Below are 19,550 nucleotides of genomic sequence, written 5' to 3' on the forward strand. Positions count from 1 at the left end.
TTCCAAAAGGGGCGTTGTGGAATGAGAAATGTCTTATCAGCCGCGCTGTGGCTTCGCTACACGTTTCTAGCTAGTTGGTTTTTGAATTGGTTAACGTGCCGGAAAATGCACCGTCTTTGAGTTTGATCGCTGACAGCCGATGGGTCGAATAGGCTCCGGTATCGACGCAAATGCGATGGGGAAGGACCAAAACCTGCGGTTCGGGCGTGTGCCCGTGCACCACTGTGGTGTTTGCGACGCGATGCTGGTCGAGGACAGCGGGATCACTCCAGACCAGATCGTCTTTCGATTGTTGGTCGAGCGCAAGATCCGGGTTCACACCCGCGTGGCAAAAGAACCATTCGGGCAGGGAAAGCGAGACGGGAAGGTTTGCGATATAATCGAGGTGGTTGCGCGGCACATGGGCGGCGATGATTTGCTTCATGCGCGTATTGCTCGACCTGCTCGCGTCGATCAGGTCGGAAGGCACGCCATAGCTGATCAGCGTTTCGCGGCCACCAAAGTCGAGCCATTGCGCGTTTTCGACGGGCGCTTGGGCAAACATGGTAAACATGTCTTCGTGGTTACCCATCAGGCAGACACGATCAAACCCCACCGGCGGCTTCGTCAAAAGATGATCGATCAGGGCGCCGCTTTGCGGGCCACGATCCACGAGGTCACCGAGCAGAACCAGCAGGCGCTGGTTGGGCGCCGGATCGGCGGCGGCATCGGCAGTGATCTTTTGCTCGAGATCGCAATAGGCGTTGAAGCACCCGTGTACGTCGCCCACCGCATAGACAAGCTTTGGCATGTTTGGCAACGACAGGCGTCGAAACTGACGGTGGGGGTCCTGCGCGTGGCTGGTCTGCGTGCGCCGCTTTTGGAACAGGCTGGGCAGTTTCATTCGGGGCTGACTTTTGTGCTACGCGATGGTCGCAGGTTTGCGACCCCAAGTCCGCAAATGGCGATCAAAAGGAACACGTTGGCTTCCATTTCGAGCGAAAAATCGACCGTCGAATGCAGCGCGGCAACAACAATAGCCCCCAAAGTCGCAACAGGGGCGACAAAGTCGGTGGTCCGGTTGAGGTAGGATTTGAAGCTGCGCACAAAGACCATGCCCACGGCGATCATCGGCAGGGTTCCCGCGACAAGGCCCAACTCGACCCACAGCGCCAGATAGGTCGAATGCGCGAGGGACCAGGTAAAGGCGGTGGAGACAGGGAGCTCGTGGAACAACTCGTAGGCGATGCGGAAGCTGTCGAGCCCATAGCCCGAAAGCGGGCGCATCGCGATCATGCCGATGACTTGCTTGTAGAGATCAAGGCGCGTTCCTGCGGCGCTGTCGATGGTGAGGGAGCGATCGAGAAGGTCGCTTCCGAAGGTTGCAAAGGCGACGAGTGTCAGAACAGCAATCGCGCCGCCGCCGCGCAACAGGGGGCGCAGGATCGATCCGCGCGCTTTTGCCGACATCAACACATAGACCACCCAAAGCCCCACCAGCGTCGAGGCCGTTGCCGCCCGCGACGCGGTGAAAACCTGGGCGATGAAGACAATGCCAAGCGCGCTTGCAAACATCAAAAGTTCGATTCGCTCCGGCGACAAAAGCGACAGCTTTCCGGGACGGCGCATGCGACGCCGGTTCGCGCGATCCATCAACAAGGCCATGCCGCAAACGAGTCCCATGCCGAGGAAGGTCGCGAAAGAATTGCGGTTCACGAATGTCCCTGTGGCGAATCCCTCGTAGCTTTCCTTGGGCCCGAGGATCGAAATATCCCCCAGCACCGTCAACATCACGAGGCCGAGCACCGCGTGGGCGAAGACCGCATAAAAGATGTAGTGAAGGCGGCTTTTGACGCGATCCGGTCGCAAGGAGGTTGCGACAACGATGACGAAAAGGGCGATGTAGGACAGGATGCGCAACGCGGCCATCAGCGAGGATGAGGCCGAAAGTGACATGCGCCGCGGCACCAGATCTGGCGGGATATGTGCCGGTAAACTATTGAGAATTCCAAGCGGAACGAGTTGGACGAGCCCTGCGAGGGGAATGCAAAGGCCAATGGCGATCAACCCGCGCAGCGAGGATACGCGGATAGAGCGACCGGGGTCGCGCGCGGCAACCGCCCCGGCAAAGATCGCGAGCGCAAGGAACAGGACGACGCACCAGAACATCCACAAAACAGGGCGGTTCGACCCGAAGGGGATCGGTGCCAGCAAAACCAATGCCGGACCGAGCCATGAGAAACTGTTGGTAATCCGGCGTGCTGCACTTGAGCGACTGCGGGCCGTTTCCGATAGCTTTTCCTCGAAAATGTCTTCTTCGAACTGCAAGCCACTGTCGGGCGGGTTCAGCGAGACATCTTGACGGTCGAGCGCGCGTTCAGAAACCTTCTGCTTTAACTTGTCAAAATCCATTCGGCAGCTTTAGCCTATTTTCATTGCCTTGAGCGTTCTTACTGACGGGCAATCTGCTTCAAGACAAGATGAAACCCTTGGGAAAGGGACGAATCTATGCCCCTGTGGCCCGAGCTTGGCCCCCAAGCGCGATGCGGTGCCCCATAGGCGTGCGCGCGAATGCGGCACTGCGGCATCGGGGGCGCCCATATGTTGCGCATAGTCCACAGCTCGGGGTGTGATTTTTGCGCAGACCTGCCGATTTACGGCTTTTGCGGATGTTTTCTTGCGCGAAGTCGTGATAAGCGTCAACTAGATAGAGAATTCGATTCATTTGGGGATTTACCGTGAAAAACTTTGTTCTTGCTCTCGCAACATCCGCCGCACTTGTCGCACCGCAATTCGCAGCAGCCGAAGCGCAATTTGACGTTGCGGCATTGCAAACAGGTTGCACTACTGCACCCGCTTCCTGCGTGACGCTCGTTGGTGGCCTGATCGCATCGCTGAAAGCCGCTGGTTACACCGGCGCGGCGCTCGACGAACAGCTCGCTGAAATCGCAGGTGCCGTTATCGGTGCCGCAAAAGCGTCGGGTAAAAACGACCTCAACAACGCTTCCTTCGCCTCGGCTTTGAACGCTGCGGCTGAAAGCGCCAGCGAAGGCACCCGTACGGGCATCTCGAGCGCGGCAAACGTTGTTGCTTCGGGCGAAGCCGATAACATCGGCGGCACCGGCTTTGGTAGCGTTGCAGACGACGGCGCCAGCGTTTCCTAAGATCTGCTTGGCAGTTTCAGATATCGAAAAAGGCGCCCGTTGAGGCGCCTTTTTTGTGTCCAAGTCCCTGCGCTCCGCTCTTAAGCGCATTCACGAACGCCCATCCGGATCAGATCGGCTCCGCGCATTTCAAAATGTCCGACAACGATCTTGCGTCCCTTTTGCATATACCAGTTGCGCAGTTGCGACGGATAGTAAGAGGCCATCAGGGTCGACCAATATTCAAATTCGCGCGGCGGGAGTGCGACCCCGTGAAATTCCGTGCTCGGGCCGTGAAAACCGAAAATCGCGTTGCGACCCACGCAGGTATTCGCCAGGCCGAGATACATCGTGCAGGCCGACATGCAGTGCCCGCGCGGAATCTCCACACGCGATCCGCTGGCGCGCAGCGCGTTTATTTCGGCGACGCGGTGACTTAGGTTGCCGCCAAAGTCTCTGGTGACAACGAGGCGTCGCGGTTGGGCAGAACTGGCCGGTTCCGGCAGCGTCGCGCCCAGTGCAAACACGATCAAACTTGCCGTGCCGATCATTGTCGTCACAGATTTTCTTTCAGGCCCGCGCAAAGCTTTCGGGCCCGTACGTTTCGTACGGAACAGTTTCATAAATCACCCCACTTGGTTTCCGGCTTGGTGCCGGTTGAACGTCAAGCCCACCTCGCGTTCTTGGGTGATTAGACGGCAGCGAAGTGAAAGAACCCTTTACGGCCAGCGCCGCGATACCGCATATTCGAGGCAGGTTTTCATAGGTTTTCGTTCAATTCTTGCGCATTTGTGCGCCCTTAGTTTGGGGAATTAAGGGCCTATCTTCCCATGGGTTAAGCGCACGTTCACCTCCGTCCCGTAGGTCTGGTTTCGGGTGAAATGTGAGGTGGGCTATGAGCGGAAAAGGTAACGCGCCAGTCATCATAAAACGCAAGAAGGTCGTCGCAGGCGACGGGCACCACGGCGGGGCATGGAAAGTGGCATACGCCGATTTCGTGACCGCCATGATGGCATTCTTTCTTTTGATGTGGCTGTTGAACGCGACGACAGAAAAGCAGCGCAAGGGGATCGCGGATTTTTTCAATCCCACAATCCCCGTGAACCGGATCTCCGGGGGCGGTGACGGATCTTTCGGGGGGGATAGTGTCTTTACCGAGGAAACGCTGGCCCAAAACGGGACGGGCGCACCGGAGGGGCAATCTGCTTCGAATCAAGAGGGCAGTGGCGCATCCAGCGGTGCCTCGGATGCGCAGAGCTACACCGAGGTTAAAGAAATGCTATCCGCCTTTTCAGGGGAAAGCATGGCGGCCGATAGCGCGCTGCGCCACATCGTGACGAAAGTCACGGATGAGGGGTTGATCATCGAGCTACACGATCTTGAGGACGAGCCGCTCTTTGCCAAGGGCAGCGATGTGCCCGAGCCCGTCCTCGAACTGTTGGTCGACATGATGGCCGAGGTCTTTTCCATCGTGACGAACAAGGTCGCGTTGAATGGCTTTATGGCCTCGCAACCCGTTGTTGTTGCACGAAACCCCGTGTGGAACCTGTCCTCGCAGCGCGCTGACAGGCTGCGGGTCATGCTTGAAGAGGCCGCCTTTCCTGCCAGTCGAATCCAGCGGGTTAGCGGCTATGCCGACAGGCGCCCTGTCGTGAGCAACCCTGTGTCGTTTCGCAATAACCGCGTGGAACTGATCTTGCTGCGCAGTGATATTTCGGCGGCGCAAAATTAGTTAGAATTGCGGATATTAGGGGCGCGTTAAGGTGAACGGGGTAGACCAGAGGCAACCTTTTCAGGGTTGAAGCAGCAGAAAGGCGCTCCTCAATGACTATTTCCTCTTCGCTTAACGCGGGCGTTGCCGGTCTTAACGCAAATGCGACCAAACTTGCGACGATTTCCGACAATATCGCGAACTCCGGCACCTATGGCTACAAACGCGCGACGGCCGATTTCGAATCCTTCGTGATTGCGAATAACCAAGGGGCGGGCGTGTATTCGGCAGGGGGTGTGCGCGCCTCCACCTCACGCCAGATCGAAGAACGCGGCGCGCTCGTGTCGACGTCGAATGCCATGGATATCGCGGTGGCAGGGCGCGGCATGTTGCCGGTCACAACCGAAGTGTCCCTGGCCGCCGATGGCGAACAGCCCTTGATGATGACCACGACCGGATCGTTTCACACCGACGCTGACGGGGTCTTGAAAACCGCCTCGGGCCTTGTGCTTTTGGGCTGGCCTGCGGATGCGGACGGAACCATTGCGACATTCCCGCGTGACACGGTGACCGGGCTGGAGCCGATTGTGATTAATTCCAACCAGACAGCCGGTGATCCGACGACGCAAATGAACCTCGGGGTGAATCTTCCGGCGGAGAATGCGACCTCGCAGAGCCTCGCTGTGGAGTATTTCGGGAACCTCGGCACCTCCGAAGCTTTGGATGTCGCCTTTGAACCGGATGCTGCGAACGATAACACTTGGACTGTGACGATCCGCGACTCCGCCTCAGCGAATGCAATTGTCGGCGAATATACGGTGGTCTTTGACGCCAGCCGGACACAGGGTGGGACGATCGACACGGTGACGCCGACGGCAAACAACCCTGTTGGGGCGGATTACAACGCAACGACCGGGACGCTGGCGTTGACCGTTGCAGGCGGTCCGCTGACTGTCACGGTCGGCAAGCCGGGTGATACCAATGGTCTGACCCAATTGTCCGACGGGTTCTCTCCGACCCAGATCACCAAGGACGGTTCACCAGTTGGTAACCTTACGGCCGTAGAAATTGACGACAACGGCTATATCACGGCGACCTATGACACCGGCTTTACCCGCCGGATTTACCAGATCCCCTTGATTGATGTGCCCAATCCAAATGGTCTGACCGCCCTCAATTCGCAAACCTATCAGGTTTCACCTGACTCTGGATCGTTCTTCCTCTGGGACGCTGGCGAGGGACCAACAGGGGCAATTGCGGGCTATGCCCGTGAGGGATCGACAACCGATGTCGCTGCGGAGCTGACGGATCTCATCCAGACCCAGCGGGCCTATTCGTCAAATGCGAAGGTCATCCAGACGGTTGATGAGATGCTCCAGGAGACCACGAACATCAAACGGTAATTCTTTAGCGCGGGAGATCTCACATGAGTATCACGAATGCACTTTCCAACTCTCTTTCGGGCCTCAACGCGGCCTCCCGCGCTGCAGATGTCGTGTCTGCGAATGTCGCAAACGCGATGACCGAAGGCTACGGCCGCCGCGACATCGAACTCAGCTCCCATGTTCTCGGGCGCGACGGTGCCGGCGTGCAGGTCGTCGGGGTCACCCGCAATGTCGATGCCTCGGTTATCGGTGCCCGCCGCCTTGCGGACGCCAGTGTCGGCCTTGCCTCGACGCGCGTCGATTTCTTCGAGCAGATCGAAACGGCGATCGGCTTGCCTACGGAAGAGGGATCACTCACCGCGAAAATTGCCCTCTTTGAGGGGGCGTTGATCGAAGCGGGGAGCACACCGGATTCGGGCGCGCGCCTCCGCTCGGCGGTCGATGCTGCTACGACGGTGGCCAACCATATCAACACTGTCGCGGATGTCATTTCCGAGGCCCGCACCTCTGCGGACGCCCAGATTAGCAGCAGCGTTGATTTCCTGAATGATGCGTTGAAGAAAGTTGTCGATCTGAATGTGACGATTCAGCACGCAATGACGTCGGGCTATGACGCCAACGGTTTGGTGGATCAGCGTCAGGTCTTGATTGACCAGATTTCTGAAATGATCCCCGTTCGCGAAATGCCGCGCAGCAACGGGATGGTCGCGCTCTATACCGCCGGCGGCGGCATGTTGGTGGATAGCAAGGCAGCCGAACTGGGGTTCTCGCGTGTGAACACGATTGATCCGGCGATGACCCTGGAAGGCGGTGGATTGTCGGGCCTGACATTGAACGGGCGCGAGATTTCCACATCTGCGACAGGGCCGATTTCTGGCGGAATACTGGCCGGATTGTTCGAAATCCGCGATATTCTGGCGCCGCAGGCGCAGGCCCAGATTGACTCCGTGGCCCGCGACATGATTGAGCGGTTCGAGGACGCCGGTGTCGATCCAACGCTTGCGTCCGGCGGCCCCGGACTGTTCACCGACAATGGGTCTGCGCTTGATCCGGCAAATGAGGTCGGATTGTCGAACCGGCTTTCTCTCAATAGCCTCGTGGTGCCCGAAGAGGGCGGCGCGCTATGGCGTCTTCGTGACGGTTTGGGCGCGACCAGCGAAGGGCCAAGTGGCAACGCCAGCCTGCTACAGGCGATGTCGGATGCGCTGTCGCAATCGCGCCAGCCCTCAAGCGGGGCCTTTACCAACCTCGCGCGCAACGCTGTGGGATTTTCGGCGGATATGGTGTCTGACGTTTCGTCGCGCCGCCTTAGCAACGAATCCGACCTTGGCTACAGTGCTGCGCGTGTCGATAGCTTGCGCACTGCCGAGCTCGCGGATGGCGTGGATACGGATTACGAAATGCAACGGTTGTTGATGATCGAGCAGGCGTATTCCGCGAACGCAAAGGTGATCCAAACGATCGACACGTTGATCAAAACATTGTTGGGGATGTAAGAGATGGCACAGGTAACTTTTGGCGATCGCGCGACACAATACCGAACCATCCGCGTGACGCATCAGGTCAAAACCAACCTTGACCGTCTCACACAAGAGGTCGCAACCGGCCACACAACCGACACCGCCAAAGCCGTCGCGGGGAACCTGACACCCTTGGCCGGAATGAAGCGCGCGCTCTCTACTTTGTCGTCCTATGCCATCGCCAATACCGAAGCGGAACTGGCGGCAACCTCGATGCAAAGCGTGCTCTCGACCATTTCCGACTATAGCTCGGAAATGGGCACGACGCTGTTGACCGCAAGTCAGGTCAGCCAATCCGTCACGACCAACGCTACCGCGAGCCAGGCACGCGGCCAGTTTGATGCCATCGTTTCGGCGATAAACACGCGTGTGGCCAGCAGGTCCTTGTTTGCAGGGGTGGCCACAGATGCCAACCCGCTTGCGGATACGGACACGCTGATCGCGGACCTGCGCGTTGCAACCGCAGCGGCAACGACAGCGAGCGAGGTTGTCGCGGCTGTCACGGCCTGGTTCGATGATAGCGGCGGTGGCTTTGAAACCAGCGGTTACCTTGGCTCGACCACGCCCGCCTCGGCGTTTCGCCTGTCGGACCGTGAGCGCACAACACTGGCAATCACCGCGCATGATCAGGAGTTTCGGGATGTCTTGAAAGGCTTTGCCATTGCTGCCCTGGTCGATGATGGCGTTCTGTCTGGCGATGAACCCGAGCGCGCTCAACTTCTGTCGCTCGCGGGGCAGCAGATTTTGACGGGGGAGGGGGCCCTTGCCAACCTGCGCTCTCGGATCGGCGCCGCAGAGCAGCAAATCGAACTTGCGAAAACCCATAATGCGGCTGAAATCGCCTCTTACGAAACCGCCATTGGCGGGATGTTGGAAATCGATACGTTCGCATCGGCTTCCGCATTGACGCAGGTGCAAACGCAGCTCGAGACAATTTACACGATCACGGCGCGTCTTTCGAACCTCAACCTGTCGGATTATTTGTAATGATCAGAACAATTTGCCTTATTCTTTGCCTCGTGTTTCCGGTCCTCGCCACGGCAGGAACCGTGCGGATCAAAGATCTCGTGGAATTCGACGGCGTTCGTGGCAATGACCTTGTGGGGTATGGCCTTGTCGTGGGGCTGAATGGCACGGGGGACGGGTTGCGCAACGCGCCGTTTACCGAAGAAATCATGTCGAACATTCTGGAGCGGTTGGGCGTAAACGTCACGGGCGAACAGTTTCGCCCCAAAAACGTTGCAGCGGTCTTTGTGACCGCTACTTTGCCGCCATTTTCGCGCGCGGGAAGCAAAATCGACATCACAATTTCCGCGATTGGCGATGCCAAAAGCCTGCTGGGGGGGACTTTGGTCATGACGCCCCTGAACGCAGCTGATGGTGAAATTTACGCGGTTGCCCAAGGTACGATCATTGCGGGCGGGGCAACGGCAGGTGGAGACGGCGCGACCGTGACGCAAGGGGTTCCGACAGCCGGTGTTATCCCGTCGGGAGCGCGGGTCGAGCGCGAAATCGAATTTGATTTTACACAAATGAAGTCCATCCGGCTCGCCTTACGCAGCCCCGATTTTACCACCGCGGAACGGATCGAGCGCGCGATCAATCGCGATTTCGGTCGCGTGGTGTCGCGGATGCTCGACAGTGGCACTGTTGTGCTCGACATCGCGGCGACACGCGCGCTTTCGCCCGCGCATGCGCTTGGCCGTGTGGAAAATATCAACGTTGAACCCCAGCGCAAGGCGCGGGTGGTGGTGGACCAAGCCTCCGGCACGATCGTCATGGGGGAAGATGTGCGCATTTCGCGCGTGGCCGTGAGCCAGGGGAATCTGACCCTGCGCGTTGCTGAAGACCCTGTTGTCGTCCAGCCAAATCCCTTTGCCGAGGGGCAGACGATTGTCGTGCCGCGGACCAATGCCGCCATTCAGGAAGAGCCGGGAATCGGATTGGCAGAAGTCGCGGATGGCACCTCGCTATCTGAGGTTGTGTCCGGTTTGAACGCCTTGGGTGTCTCGCCGCGCGACATGATTGATATCCTCAAAAGCATCAATGCCGCCGGGGCGCTGCACGCCGAGTTCTTGGTGCGCTAGAGCATCAAAGGCGACGACGGATTTATGAAATGGCGCGGGGCCCTCGCGCCATTTTCGTTTGGCCGGTGCGCGCCGCGCCCTGACTTTGCCACACAGGGCGGGCGCGTCGAGCGATCGCGCCGCAAGGCCGGCGCGGCAAGATCAAAGCGATCTGCGATCGGCGCAAAAAGTGACCGGCCTGGGGGATCCCCCGAGGCCGGTCACATGTCTATCGCGTTGGACAGTGAGGTTTGTGGACCTTAGCCGCCGCTCAGCAGTGTCAGGGCAGCCTGGGCTGGCGAGTAACTGTTTGCGGTTGAATTCACCTCCGTCATAAGCAGAAACCGCTGCACAAGAGCCGTGCGTTTTTCCGGGTCCGTGAACTGAGAAATGCCGTCGTCACCAAACATCGACTCGGCGCGCTGGCGGAACTCTTTGACCTGTTGATCCAGATCGATCGATCCGATCGAGGAGGGCAGATTGAGCGCGGTTTCAAACACCTCGCGCACGGCCGTATTGCCGAGTACAGAATACCACTTTCCATTCTCGGAGGTGGATTTTGCGGCAATCGCGGAAAGGTCGCGATCAAGGTTGGACGCAAGGCGCATGTTTTCATCGACCTCACCGATGGCAATTTCAAACTGCCGATTTTGATAGGAGGTGATGATTTCATCCGCGAAGGTGCTGAGAACCGTGTTGGGCGTTGCAAAATCGCCAAAGCCAAAGGCCTTGGCGAATTCGTAGTACCGTTTGTCGGACAGTTTGTTCGACAGATCTGTTGCGTCGAGTGTGCCGTCTTCCAACACCTTCTGGACAAAGTATTTGGAGTCTATGTCATCGTCCAGACCGAAGGCCCCCAGCGCGACAGACAGCAGACGACGATCGTCCATCAGGTCTTGCGCGCTGGTGACACTGTTGATCTTTTCCCGGAAATAGTCCGCGTTGCGTGCCACTTCGCCAGAGTTGTTGAAGGCCTCTTGTTGCTTGTCGCGTGTTCTTTCGAGAAAGGACCAGCCGGCCAAACCCGACATCGGTATGACGGGTTGAAAGCTCATTGCGGACGCGCTGCCATCAGGCGCTCTTCACGCGGCAAAAGGGAGCGCAGTGCCTTGAGGGTCTGATAGAACTGCCCTGTCAAAACGCCTTCGGTCGCGGAGGCCAGCAACAGGCGGCTATCGGCGTCCGACAGCACCTGGCTGAGCTGTTCAATCCCGCGCAGCAACTGCATTTTGGCGTCTTCTTCTTCGGCATCCCCCGACAATACCAGCTGCGCGATATAGCAGACGCGGCGAACCGGGGTGTTTACCTCTTCGGGGTGGATCGCGTCACGTAGCCGCAAAATGTTGGCATTCGGGCTGACAATCGACAGGCGGGACCGGCGGTCTCCGTTTTCGATGACAGCGCCATTGATCAAGACCCGTTCCTTTGGGCCAAGTTTGAGGACAAGGCCGCTCACTGGGCGCCACCTTCGCGGCTGAGACCGCGCATTACGGAGGTGTTGATATCAATCAGGGGTTCGACCGTTGCATGGCCTTTGAGAATTTTGCTTGTCTGCGCAGCGGTGAATTCCGCGAGGTAGAAAATCTGGCTGCGAAGATCGCGCGACAGCGCGTTTTGCGGGTCGCTGACATCGCTGGCGAGCAGGGTCCATAGGCGGCGGTTATCAAATAACGCGCGGGCGAAGCTCGGGAAATCTTTGTCTTTGGTGCGCTGGGTTGCGCTCATTTTCTGCGTGATGCGCGCGAAGGCATCGTATTCGATAGCGCGCGATGTTTTGATAGGTGTTGCGGCTGAACCATAGGCCGTTCGGGCCAGATCGAGAGCGTTCACGTCGTTTCCTTCCAATGACGGAGCAATCAGAGACGCGGCATTTTGGCCGCGAGGGTGGGAGCGCGCCTTTCAGCGCGCTCCGTTGCCGCGTTAGCGGAAGAGCGACAGGATGGTCTGCGGCGCTTGGTTCGCGATGGACAGCGATTGAACCGCGAGCTGCTGCTGCACCTGAAGGGCTTGCAGTTTGGCGGAGGTTTCTTCCATATCGGCGTCAACCATTCCCCCGATGCCAGATTTGAGCGCGTCCGACAGGTTACTGATAAAGGTGCCCTGCGTTTCAACACGCCCTTGTGCAGAACCAAAGTTCGCTGCGGCGTCAATCGCGGTGCTGATCAGCGTCTCGATATTGCTGAGGGCCGCATCCGCACCGGCGTCAGTGGTCACGTCGATATTGTCGAGACCAAAGAGACCGCCCGAGGCCGTCCCGCCTTCTTGACCAGTGTCAGACAAAGAGATCGAACCCGCGCCAGAATAGTCGACGCTGACAACCCAGTCGCCATCGTCATTCTGGGACACTTGTGTCGAAACGTCGTCCTCGTTGCCCGCATCGACAGCCGTTTTAAGGCCCCGCGCAACGTCTTCCATGTTCTCGCCTTTACCGGCAATGTAATCATAGTCGTTGCCGTTGACGGAAATCCGGTAAGAGTCACCGTCTTTGACGGTCGCAGCGGAGTTCAGAACAACTTCTTCTGCGCGCTTAAAGAGTGTGTCGGACCCTGGACCTGCTGCTGCGCCTTGGGTGGTGCCAGCGGCTCCGTCACCATTGTTCGCGACTGCGACAGTGTTAGCACCATTCGAATCCCAGGTGACATCAAAGCTTTCAAACGAGTTCGTATTGATCAGTGCGAGCGTTCCCGAACCCTCGTCAGAGGCCGAGATCCCCGTCAAGCCCAGGGCATTGATGGCGACCGCAGCGTTTGCCATCGTTGTCGCTGCATCGGTGTCGAAGGCAATCGACAGTGTGGTGTTGTTGATCGTGATGTCAAAGTTGTCAGTTGCGGTCCCGGACAGTGTCAACTCGAGCTGGTTTGCGGTGCCGTCGCCGGTGACTGCCGTATCGCCCGAGGTGATGTTTGCAGCGATTGCGGTGCTGCCGGTGCCAAAGGAACCCGCGGAAGTGGACAGATCCTGGCGGCGAACCGTGATATCGGAGGCAGTCACGCTGCCATCGGATTTGCGGTCGAGCGACGACAGAATATTGACGTCGTCGGTGCCTTCCACAAGCGACAGGCCGTTAAACTGAGCGGCGCCAATCACCGAATTGATCTGATCGCGCAGCGCGGAAATATCCGTCTGGATTTTTTCGCGATCAACGTTGGATTCTTGGGCTGCGACGATCTTGCCTTTGATGTCGGTCAGCAGGTCGGTGACTGTCTCGGAGGCCTGCGCCGCGACGGCAAGAGTTGATTCCCCCAGAGCAAGGCTATCTGCGATGCCTTTAAACCCTTTTACGTCGGATTCCATCACCTTGGAAATGGCCCAAACAGAGGCGTTGTCTTTCGCTGAAGCAATATCCTTACCGGTCGAGATCGCGCTTTGAGTGCCGCCGAGATCGGAATTGATGGTTCTGAGAGTTTGAAGCGCAATCATTGCGCCATTGTTTGTCAGAATGCTGGACATATGTGTGTTCCTTAAAGTCGAGCGACGCATTTTGCGTCGGATGATTTACGTGGTCTGCGGTAAAGCAGATTCAGCTTTGTCATTCTGACGTTTACGGAAAATCCTGTTCTGGATAACCGTGCCATCCGTTGGGATGCATGGCTGTACAATGCGCTGCGAGTTCCTAATTCTTCGCTAATCCGCAGATGCTTTTTTGACTTTCTTTGAGGCGAAAATGGGGCAAACCCCTAGACTTTTGATTTCATGGTTAAGCGAGTGTTTCCAACCTGAGAGGTCGTCCCTGTCGGGCCGTAGGTTGTCATCGCCTCCGGACCTTTATGAAATTGAGATATTTGAATCTGTGCTGACTTTATTCCGTCCGTGCAGGCCTTGAGCAGGGCTTCATTGCGAATTGCTTTGGATTTTATTCTTTCAAATCCATCGGATTTTTTTAAATATCCTTGAAGAGATTCGGCGATCTTTGTTTTGCTTTGAATAAGCTCCTTGAGTGTAGAAAAATCCCCCGACATCAGGGCAGCATGTTCTTTGTCAAGCAGGTGTTCCAATTGCTTGGATTTTGATTTCCGTTCAAATATCGCCATTGTTGCGACCTTTCAGTGATTCAAAAATATGTTCCGCCAAGCCGATTCCACCTGATTCGACCATTTTTTCGGCCTGCGCCTCGCGCAAGAATGAAGAAAATTGGTCTTCTCCCTCGCCGCCGCCAAAAGAATCGGGCGTCTTCCCGAGGCCCGAACTTTTCAACATCTCAGAGAGAAAGCTGGCCTCTAGTTTCCGGGCGACGCCCATCAGGGCTGCGTCGTCGCGTTTTGCGGGGGACGGGCCGGTACTTGTGTTTCCAACTGCGTGGACATCCATCGGAATTCTCCTCGGTGGCTGCGATGCGGTGAAAAAAACACAAAGCGGTAAACATACGGTAACTCCTTTCGGGCATACCGATCTGTAACGAGACAGAAGGCTCCCAATATGCAGATCACTCAAGCTTTGCTCTCCATGACGGCGAATCGCACTGCCGAGACCCCTCAGGGCGACACGGAAAACGGTACCTTCGGGGCGCTGTTTGCGGCGGTTGCTGCGGGGGGGAAGGCGGCCGATAGCGTCGATGCGGCCCAGCTGACCTTTGATCAGGGCACGCCCGCGCCGCTTTTGACGGCCAAGGGCGATACTGTGCCCGTGGCCATGATCCCCTTTGGCGACATTCCCGCGCCCAAGGATGTCGAGCTGGCGGATGCCGATCTGACGCCCGACATGCCCATGCTTTTGCGCGCGGCAGTACCTCAGCCTGTGGTGGTTCACGATAATCATCGCCGTGCGCCCGAGGTGCGGGATGCCCAGAACGATGCCACCCAGAGCGATGCCACCCAGAGCGATGCAAAGGCGGCGACTGAAACGGATGTGCTGGCGGGCATTGACGCAGGCCAGCCTCCGCTTCAAGCGCTTCCCGTTTCATCCGTGAGTCCAAGCCCAGCAATCACAAGTGAGCGTGTAGATGCGGGGCAGGTGGAAAGCGCCGCCGAGGGGGAGGCTGTCACCGAGCCGTCGAAAAAAATCCGCGCAACGGCGTCTCTCGCAGAGGCATTCTTTGCGGTGCCCGAGGCGAATACCGCGCCATCAACCGCGCCCATTGTCCCTCGGGAAGCCGCCTATAGCCGCGCGGCGCCCGTCACCGTTGCGTTGGAAATGCGCAGCGTTCAGGTCGACGCAGTCAAAGAGGCGGGTGCGACAGTGGCATCCGGCCCTCACCCCGAGCCGCCTCTCGCAAAACCGGCAGCGATCGCGGAAAAACCGCCGGTATTTGACACCGTTCCAGAGACCTTGCCTGCCACGGAGCAGACCTCAACCCATGCCACAGAGACGAGGGTACCCGCTGGCGCCACCGTTGCAGCCGTGACGCCCGCAGCGCAGCTCGCGTCCGCCGCGATACCGTCTGTGACCACCCCCGTTGAAGCGCGCGCGCCTGCGGAAATGTCCCAGCAAAAGCCCCCAAAATCGGCACTGGCGCACCAGAGCGAGGCGGCAGTCACCAGCGCCCCGCCCGTCGCGCCCGCAGCGCACACCGCCATGCAAACCGCGCCAAAGCTGGCGACTCCAAGCGCTGGGCCCGTTTTGCAGGACGGCGTGGCGCCCCCCCCCGAGATTGGAACGCGGTCCGTTGCGGTGGAACCGCCGGCACGCGTGGGGCAAGGCCCAGCCGCTATGCCTGCGACGGCCCCAGCACCCGTTTCCGCGCAAGGGCTGCAACAGGCGGCAACGATCGCCGAGATGCCGCAGGCTGGCGCGCGCGGCGCGGACAGGCCAGGGGAGCGACCACAAAACACAGCGCCCCGCATCGAGGGGTCGCGAAGCGAGCGCGCGTCTGAAACTGCGGCGGCTCCCGCGCAAACTGTGCTTGCTGCCGCCATGCCCGCCGTAAAGCCACGCACGGGGGGCACGGCTCATCCGATGCCCGGCGCGCAGGGTGACGCGTCCGTGGCGCAAGCTGGCCAAGGGCCCGCTGATGCAGGAGAGAGCGCTGTTGCGGGCCGTTTGGACGCACCGGCGGATCTGGCCCGCGCCCAAAGCGCTTCGCCACTGCGTGAAGCACCGCCAAGCGAGACACAGGTCGAGCGGCCCGTTGCCAGCAACACTGCGCCAGCGCCGGAGGCATCTGTGCAGGCGGGCGCTGACAGCCTTGTGGGGGAGATCGCAAAGCCCCTTGAGCGGGGTAACATCGAAGCGCTGGCCAATGTCATCCCGTCCGAGCGCACCGCCTTGGGCGACAGAGTTTCCAGCCAATTGATCCATGCGGCACAATCGATGTCGGATGGCCCCTTGGAAATTCGGCTCGATCCCGAAGAGCTGGGAAAAGTGCGGATGACCCTTCACGCACAGGACCAAGAAATCCGTGTCGTTCTAGCAGCCGAGCGGGGCGAAACCATGGAACTCATGCGACGCCATATCGAGACTTTGACAAGTGACTTCAAAGCGTTGGGGTACAAGGATATTTCCTTTACCTTCCAAAGCTCCGCTGAGAACGGCGCCCAGAACTTTACCGGCGGCGCGCGCGACCAAGCGTCGGGCGGGTCCGATGGCGCGGGTGATCAGCCCCGCGGTGAACAGCATGGGCAGAACGGGCAGCCAGGCGGAGAAGGGCGGCACCGCGATGCAGACCCCGACGCGCTTGCGCGGCTCGATTTGACGGGCCGCTCCGGCATGGATCTCAGACTTTAATTCGAGAGGAACTACGATGGTAACGTCCGTCACGAGTGCAACGACAGCCACTACCGCGCAAAGCAGCACGACCCCCCCGGCGTCGGCGAGTGTGATCAGCTCGGATTTCGAAACCTTCTTGCTGATGCTGACCACACAGATGCAAAACCAGGACCCGTTGAATCCGATTGATAGTTCGGATTACGCCGTGCAATTGGCAACCTTTTCCAGCGTCGAGCAGCAGGTGCGCACGAACGATCTATTGACCTCGCTTGGGGCGCAAATGGGCGTGATGGGCATGGCGCAGCTTGCAGGCTGGGTTGGCATGGAGGCCCGCGCGACGGTGCCCGCGTATTTCGACGGGGACCCGATCACCGTCTCGACCGATCCGGCGCTCACTGCGGATGAAGCCTATCTTGTGGTGCGCGACGCGAGTGGCAATGAGGTCGAGCGGCGATCCTTGTCGCTCTCGGCGGAGAGCTATGACTGGACAGGCCTCAAAGCGGACGGCACGTCCTATGCGCACGCAAACTACACCTTCGAGGTCGAAAGCTATGGCTACGGCGATCTGATCTCGACAAAGCAGGCCGAGGTCTACGGCAAAATCGTCGAAGCCAAGGGGCAAAACGGGGCGACCGTTCTTGTCCTTGAAGGGGGGGCACAGGTAAACGCAAGTGCGGTGACCGCTCTGCGCGATCCCGATGCGTGATCAGGTGACAAGCAGCGTTACAGCCGCACCCAGCCCCCCCGCGACAAGAGCCAGCGCCGCGTAGCCAAGGCCTCTGCGCCAGCCGGATGCGGTTTCTTCGGAGGCGGTTTTGCGCGATTGCTGGATCAACAATTGTTCCGCCAGTTCCGGAAGGCGGGGGCCAAACCGTGCGAGCACCCGCGCAGACTTCGCCAAATCGCGGGCCAAAGCGCGAGGACCCAGATTCTGGGTGATGTAGGATTTCACCACCGGCTCTGCGACATTCCAGATGTTGATATGGGGATCAAGCGAGCGCGAGACCCCCTCGACCACGACCATCGTGCGTTGCAACAAGATAAGCTCGGTGCGGGTTTCCATTCCGAAACGCTCTGTTACATCAAAGAGATAGGTCAAAAGACGCGCCATGGAAATATGGGTCGCATCCATGCCGAAGATCGGTTCGCCCACGGCCCGCAACGCCCGCGCGAATTCGTTGACATCACGATCCGCAGGCACATAACCGGCCTCGAAATGCACTTCGGCAACGCGGCGATAGTCTTTGTTGATGAAGCCGAACAGAATTTCGGCATAGACGCGACGCGTGTAGACATCCAGCGTGCCCATAATGCCGAAATCCAGCGCAACAATGTCACCGTCCGGCGCAATCTTGAGGTTTCCGTGGTGCATGTCTGCGTGGAAAAACCCGTCGCGTAGCGCATGGCTGAGAAACATTTGCAGCACGCGCGCGCCCAAAAGTGCCCGATCAAAGCCCGCCGCGTCGATGGCATCGCTGTCGCTCGCGGACACGCCCTCGACCCAATCCATGGTCATCACACGCTTGCCCGAGTGCCCCCAATGGATCGCGGGGACACGGAAGCCTTCGTCTTTCTCGGTGTTTGCGGCAAATTCGGAGGCGGCAGCGCTTTCAAGCCTGAGGTCCAGTTCGCCCATGACGACCCCCTCGAAATGCTTGATCACATCGGTCGGGCGCAAGCGGCGCGATGCGGGCGAGAGGGCCTCGATCACGCTGGCAGAGAGGTAGAATGCATCGATATCTTTGCGAAACGCCCGCTCGATTCCGGGCCGCAAGACCTTGATCGCGACCCGCGCGCCGCTGGATTTCAAACGGGCGGAATGCACCTGCGCGATGGAGGCGGCAGCGACGGGTTCGGAAACATCGTCAAAGATGTCGTCAACCGGCTGCCCCAGCTCGCTGGCAATCACCTCCATCGCTTTTTCGCGCGAAAATGGTGGCAATTTGTCCTGCAACACCCGCAATTGCCGGGCAAGTTCGGGGCCGACCACGTCGGGTCGGGTGGACAGGATCTGACCGAATTTGATGTAGGCAGGGCCAAGGGCGGTCAGCGCGCGGGTCACGGGCGGCTGCGCGGGGTCGCCTTTGATCCCGAGCCATTGCAACGGCCAGCCGATCACGCGCGCAACGATCCGCAAGGGGCGCGGGGCCTCGAGCGCATCCAGAACCACGCGCATCGCGCCGGTCCGTTCCAGGGTCGCGCCCGTTCGCAGGAGGCGCCAAATGTTGTGCGGACCGCGCATCAGATTTTCCAGCCCGAATGGAGCGCGGCGATGCCAAGCGACAGGTTGCGGTATTTGACCTGCTCGAAACCGGCGTCGCGGATCATCGTCGCGAATGTGTCCTGGTCGGGAAACTTTCGAATGCTTTCAACAAGATACTGATAGCTGTCGCGATCCCCCGCGATCATTTGGCCCATGGGCGGGATGACATTGAAGGAATAGAGGTCGTAGGCTTTCTGCATCATTGGATTGGGAAGTTGCGAGAATTCCAGCACCATCAACCGCCCGCCGGGGCGCAGCACGCGGTAGGCCTCGCGCAGGGCGTCGGGAATGCGGGTCACGTTCCGAATCCCGAAGGAAATCGTGTAAACGTCGAACTGGTTATCGGGAAACGGCAGCTTCATCGCATCGCCCGTCACCCAGGACAGGCGCTCGGACAGTTTTTCCGCATCGGCCCGTTTGCGCCCTGCCACCAGCATGGATTCCGTCATGTCGAGGACAACCGCCTGCGATTGCGGCGCGCGCTCGAGGAAGCGGAAGGACACATCGCCCGTGCCGCCTGCCACATCGAGCAGCCTTTGCCCTGCGCGCGGCGCAAGCCAATCCATCATCGCATCTTTCCACAGACGGTGAATGCCAAGCGACATCACATCGTTCATGATGTCGTATTTGGACGCCACGGAGGTGAAGACCTCATGCACCAACCCCGCTTTCTGGCCTTCTTCGACATCGCGAAAGCCGAAATGGGTGGTTTTGCCGTGGTCTGCGCCGGTCTGGTCGGTCATAGCTCTTGCGTCCTCGATCAATCGTCCCCTTCTTATAGGCCGCTGGGCTGTCGTGACAATGCGACACCCGCACGCGCCGCCCTGACATTTTGTTGCCC

Annotated in this window: 19 protein-coding genes; 8 read left to right on the forward strand and 11 right to left on the reverse strand. The window is 59.0% G+C overall.

What is annotated here, in order from left to right; genetic code table 11:
• Positions 1 to 70: 70 nt before the first annotated feature.
• Complete coding sequence (locus AQS8620_RS00875) at positions 71 to 883, reverse strand: metallophosphoesterase (protein ID WP_085834931.1); 813 nt, start codon at positions 881 to 883, stop codon at positions 71 to 73.
• A complete protein-coding gene (locus AQS8620_RS00880; RefSeq protein ID WP_085834932.1) occupies positions 880 to 2,391 on the reverse strand; it encodes an O-antigen ligase family protein in 1,512 nt (503 codons plus the stop codon). The genes AQS8620_RS00875 and AQS8620_RS00880 overlap by 4 nt, the downstream gene beginning before the upstream one ends.
• 326 nt (positions 2,392 to 2,717) lie before the next feature.
• On the opposite strand from AQS8620_RS00880, the gene AQS8620_RS00885 reads away from it, so the two are divergent.
• Complete coding sequence (locus AQS8620_RS00885) at positions 2,718 to 3,143, forward strand: hypothetical protein (protein WP_143267372.1); 426 nt, start codon at positions 2,718 to 2,720, stop codon at positions 3,141 to 3,143.
• 80 nt (positions 3,144 to 3,223) lie between these two features.
• Here the strand turns inward: AQS8620_RS00885 and AQS8620_RS00890 are convergent, their stop codons facing one another.
• Positions 3,224 to 3,682, reverse strand: coding sequence for a hypothetical protein (locus AQS8620_RS00890; RefSeq protein ID WP_143267373.1), 459 nt, complete (start codon positions 3,680 to 3,682; stop codon positions 3,224 to 3,226).
• Positions 3,683 to 4,017: 335 nt separating this feature from the next.
• Between AQS8620_RS00890 and AQS8620_RS00895 the strand changes: the two genes are divergently transcribed.
• The 5 genes from AQS8620_RS00895 to AQS8620_RS00915 all read left to right on the forward strand — a co-directional run bounded on the left by AQS8620_RS00895 (position 4,018) and on the right by AQS8620_RS00915 (position 9,825).
• Entirely contained in the window at positions 4,018 to 4,854 is an 837-nt protein-coding gene (locus tag AQS8620_RS00895) for a flagellar motor protein MotB (protein WP_085834935.1), read from the forward strand.
• 92 nt (positions 4,855 to 4,946) lie between these two features.
• Positions 4,947 to 6,236 (forward strand): flagellar hook protein FlgE, encoded by a 1,290-nt coding sequence (locus AQS8620_RS00900; protein WP_085834936.1) that lies wholly within the window; start codon positions 4,947 to 4,949, stop codon positions 6,234 to 6,236.
• 23 nt (positions 6,237 to 6,259) lie between these two features.
• A complete protein-coding gene (gene flgK, locus AQS8620_RS00905; protein ID WP_085834937.1) occupies positions 6,260 to 7,714 on the forward strand; it encodes a flagellar hook-associated protein FlgK in 1,455 nt (484 codons plus the stop codon).
• 3 nt (positions 7,715 to 7,717) lie between these two features.
• Positions 7,718 to 8,725, forward strand: a complete 1,008-nt coding sequence (locus tag AQS8620_RS00910) for a flagellin (protein WP_085834938.1) — start codon at positions 7,718 to 7,720, stop codon at positions 8,723 to 8,725.
• Positions 8,725 to 9,825: a flagellar basal body P-ring protein FlgI gene (locus AQS8620_RS00915; protein WP_085834939.1), complete on the forward strand. Its 1,101-nt coding sequence runs from the start codon at positions 8,725 to 8,727 to the stop codon at positions 9,823 to 9,825. The genes AQS8620_RS00910 and AQS8620_RS00915 overlap by 1 nt, the downstream gene beginning before the upstream one ends.
• Before the next feature lie 239 nt (positions 9,826 to 10,064).
• On the opposite strand, the gene AQS8620_RS00920 is transcribed toward AQS8620_RS00915, so the two are convergent.
• From AQS8620_RS00920 to AQS8620_RS00945, 6 genes are all read right to left on the reverse strand, one after another.
• A complete protein-coding gene (locus tag AQS8620_RS00920) occupies positions 10,065 to 10,859 on the reverse strand; it encodes a DUF1217 domain-containing protein (RefSeq protein WP_085834940.1) in 795 nt (264 codons plus the stop codon).
• On the reverse strand, positions 10,856 to 11,260 hold the full coding sequence (gene flbT / locus AQS8620_RS00925) for a flagellar biosynthesis repressor FlbT (RefSeq protein WP_085834941.1): 405 nt from the start codon (positions 11,258 to 11,260) through the stop codon (positions 10,856 to 10,858). The genes AQS8620_RS00920 and flbT overlap by 4 nt, the downstream gene beginning before the upstream one ends.
• Positions 11,257 to 11,634: a flagellar biosynthesis regulator FlaF gene (gene flaF / locus AQS8620_RS00930; protein ID WP_085834942.1), complete on the reverse strand. Its 378-nt coding sequence runs from the start codon at positions 11,632 to 11,634 to the stop codon at positions 11,257 to 11,259. Before flaF ends, flbT begins: the two co-directional genes overlap by 4 nt.
• A 90-nt stretch (positions 11,635 to 11,724) precedes the next feature.
• The gene (locus AQS8620_RS00935; protein ID WP_085834943.1) at positions 11,725 to 13,254 is read right to left on the reverse strand and encodes a flagellin N-terminal helical domain-containing protein; all 1,530 of its coding nucleotides are present in this window, start codon (positions 13,252 to 13,254) and stop codon (positions 11,725 to 11,727) included.
• A 227-nt stretch (positions 13,255 to 13,481) separates the two neighbouring features.
• Positions 13,482 to 13,835: a hypothetical protein gene (locus AQS8620_RS00940; protein ID WP_085834944.1), complete on the reverse strand. Its 354-nt coding sequence runs from the start codon at positions 13,833 to 13,835 to the stop codon at positions 13,482 to 13,484.
• Positions 13,822 to 14,112 carry a rod-binding protein gene (locus AQS8620_RS00945; RefSeq protein ID WP_085834945.1) on the reverse strand — a complete coding sequence of 97 codons (291 nt, stop codon included), beginning with the start codon at positions 14,110 to 14,112 and terminating at the stop codon, positions 13,822 to 13,824. Before AQS8620_RS00945 ends, AQS8620_RS00940 begins: the two co-directional genes overlap by 14 nt.
• A gap of 108 nt (positions 14,113 to 14,220) precedes the next feature.
• On the opposite strand from AQS8620_RS00945, the gene AQS8620_RS00950 reads away from it, so the two are divergent.
• Together AQS8620_RS00950 and AQS8620_RS00955 are read left to right on the forward strand one after the other, a co-directional pair.
• Complete coding sequence (locus AQS8620_RS00950; protein ID WP_085834946.1) at positions 14,221 to 16,464, forward strand: flagellar hook-length control protein FliK; 2,244 nt, start codon at positions 14,221 to 14,223, stop codon at positions 16,462 to 16,464.
• A gap of 16 nt (positions 16,465 to 16,480) precedes the next feature.
• Positions 16,481 to 17,152, forward strand: a complete 672-nt coding sequence (locus AQS8620_RS00955; protein ID WP_085834947.1) for a flagellar hook capping FlgD N-terminal domain-containing protein — start codon at positions 16,481 to 16,483, stop codon at positions 17,150 to 17,152.
• Here the strand turns inward: AQS8620_RS00955 and ubiB are convergent, their stop codons facing one another.
• Positions 17,153 to 18,688: a 2-polyprenylphenol 6-hydroxylase gene (ubiB, locus tag AQS8620_RS00960; protein ID WP_085834948.1), complete on the reverse strand. Its 1,536-nt coding sequence runs from the start codon at positions 18,686 to 18,688 to the stop codon at positions 17,153 to 17,155.
• The gene (ubiE, locus tag AQS8620_RS00965; protein ID WP_085834949.1) at positions 18,688 to 19,452 is read right to left on the reverse strand and encodes a bifunctional demethylmenaquinone methyltransferase/2-methoxy-6-polyprenyl-1,4-benzoquinol methylase UbiE; all 765 of its coding nucleotides are present in this window, start codon (positions 19,450 to 19,452) and stop codon (positions 18,688 to 18,690) included. The genes ubiB and ubiE overlap by 1 nt, the downstream gene beginning before the upstream one ends.
• Positions 19,453 to 19,550 lie beyond the last annotated feature (98 nt).

Origin of the sequence: Aquimixticola soesokkakensis, from assembly GCF_900172375.1 — a bacterium.
Classification (GTDB): Bacteria; Pseudomonadota; Alphaproteobacteria; order Rhodobacterales; family Rhodobacteraceae; genus Aquimixticola; species Aquimixticola soesokkakensis.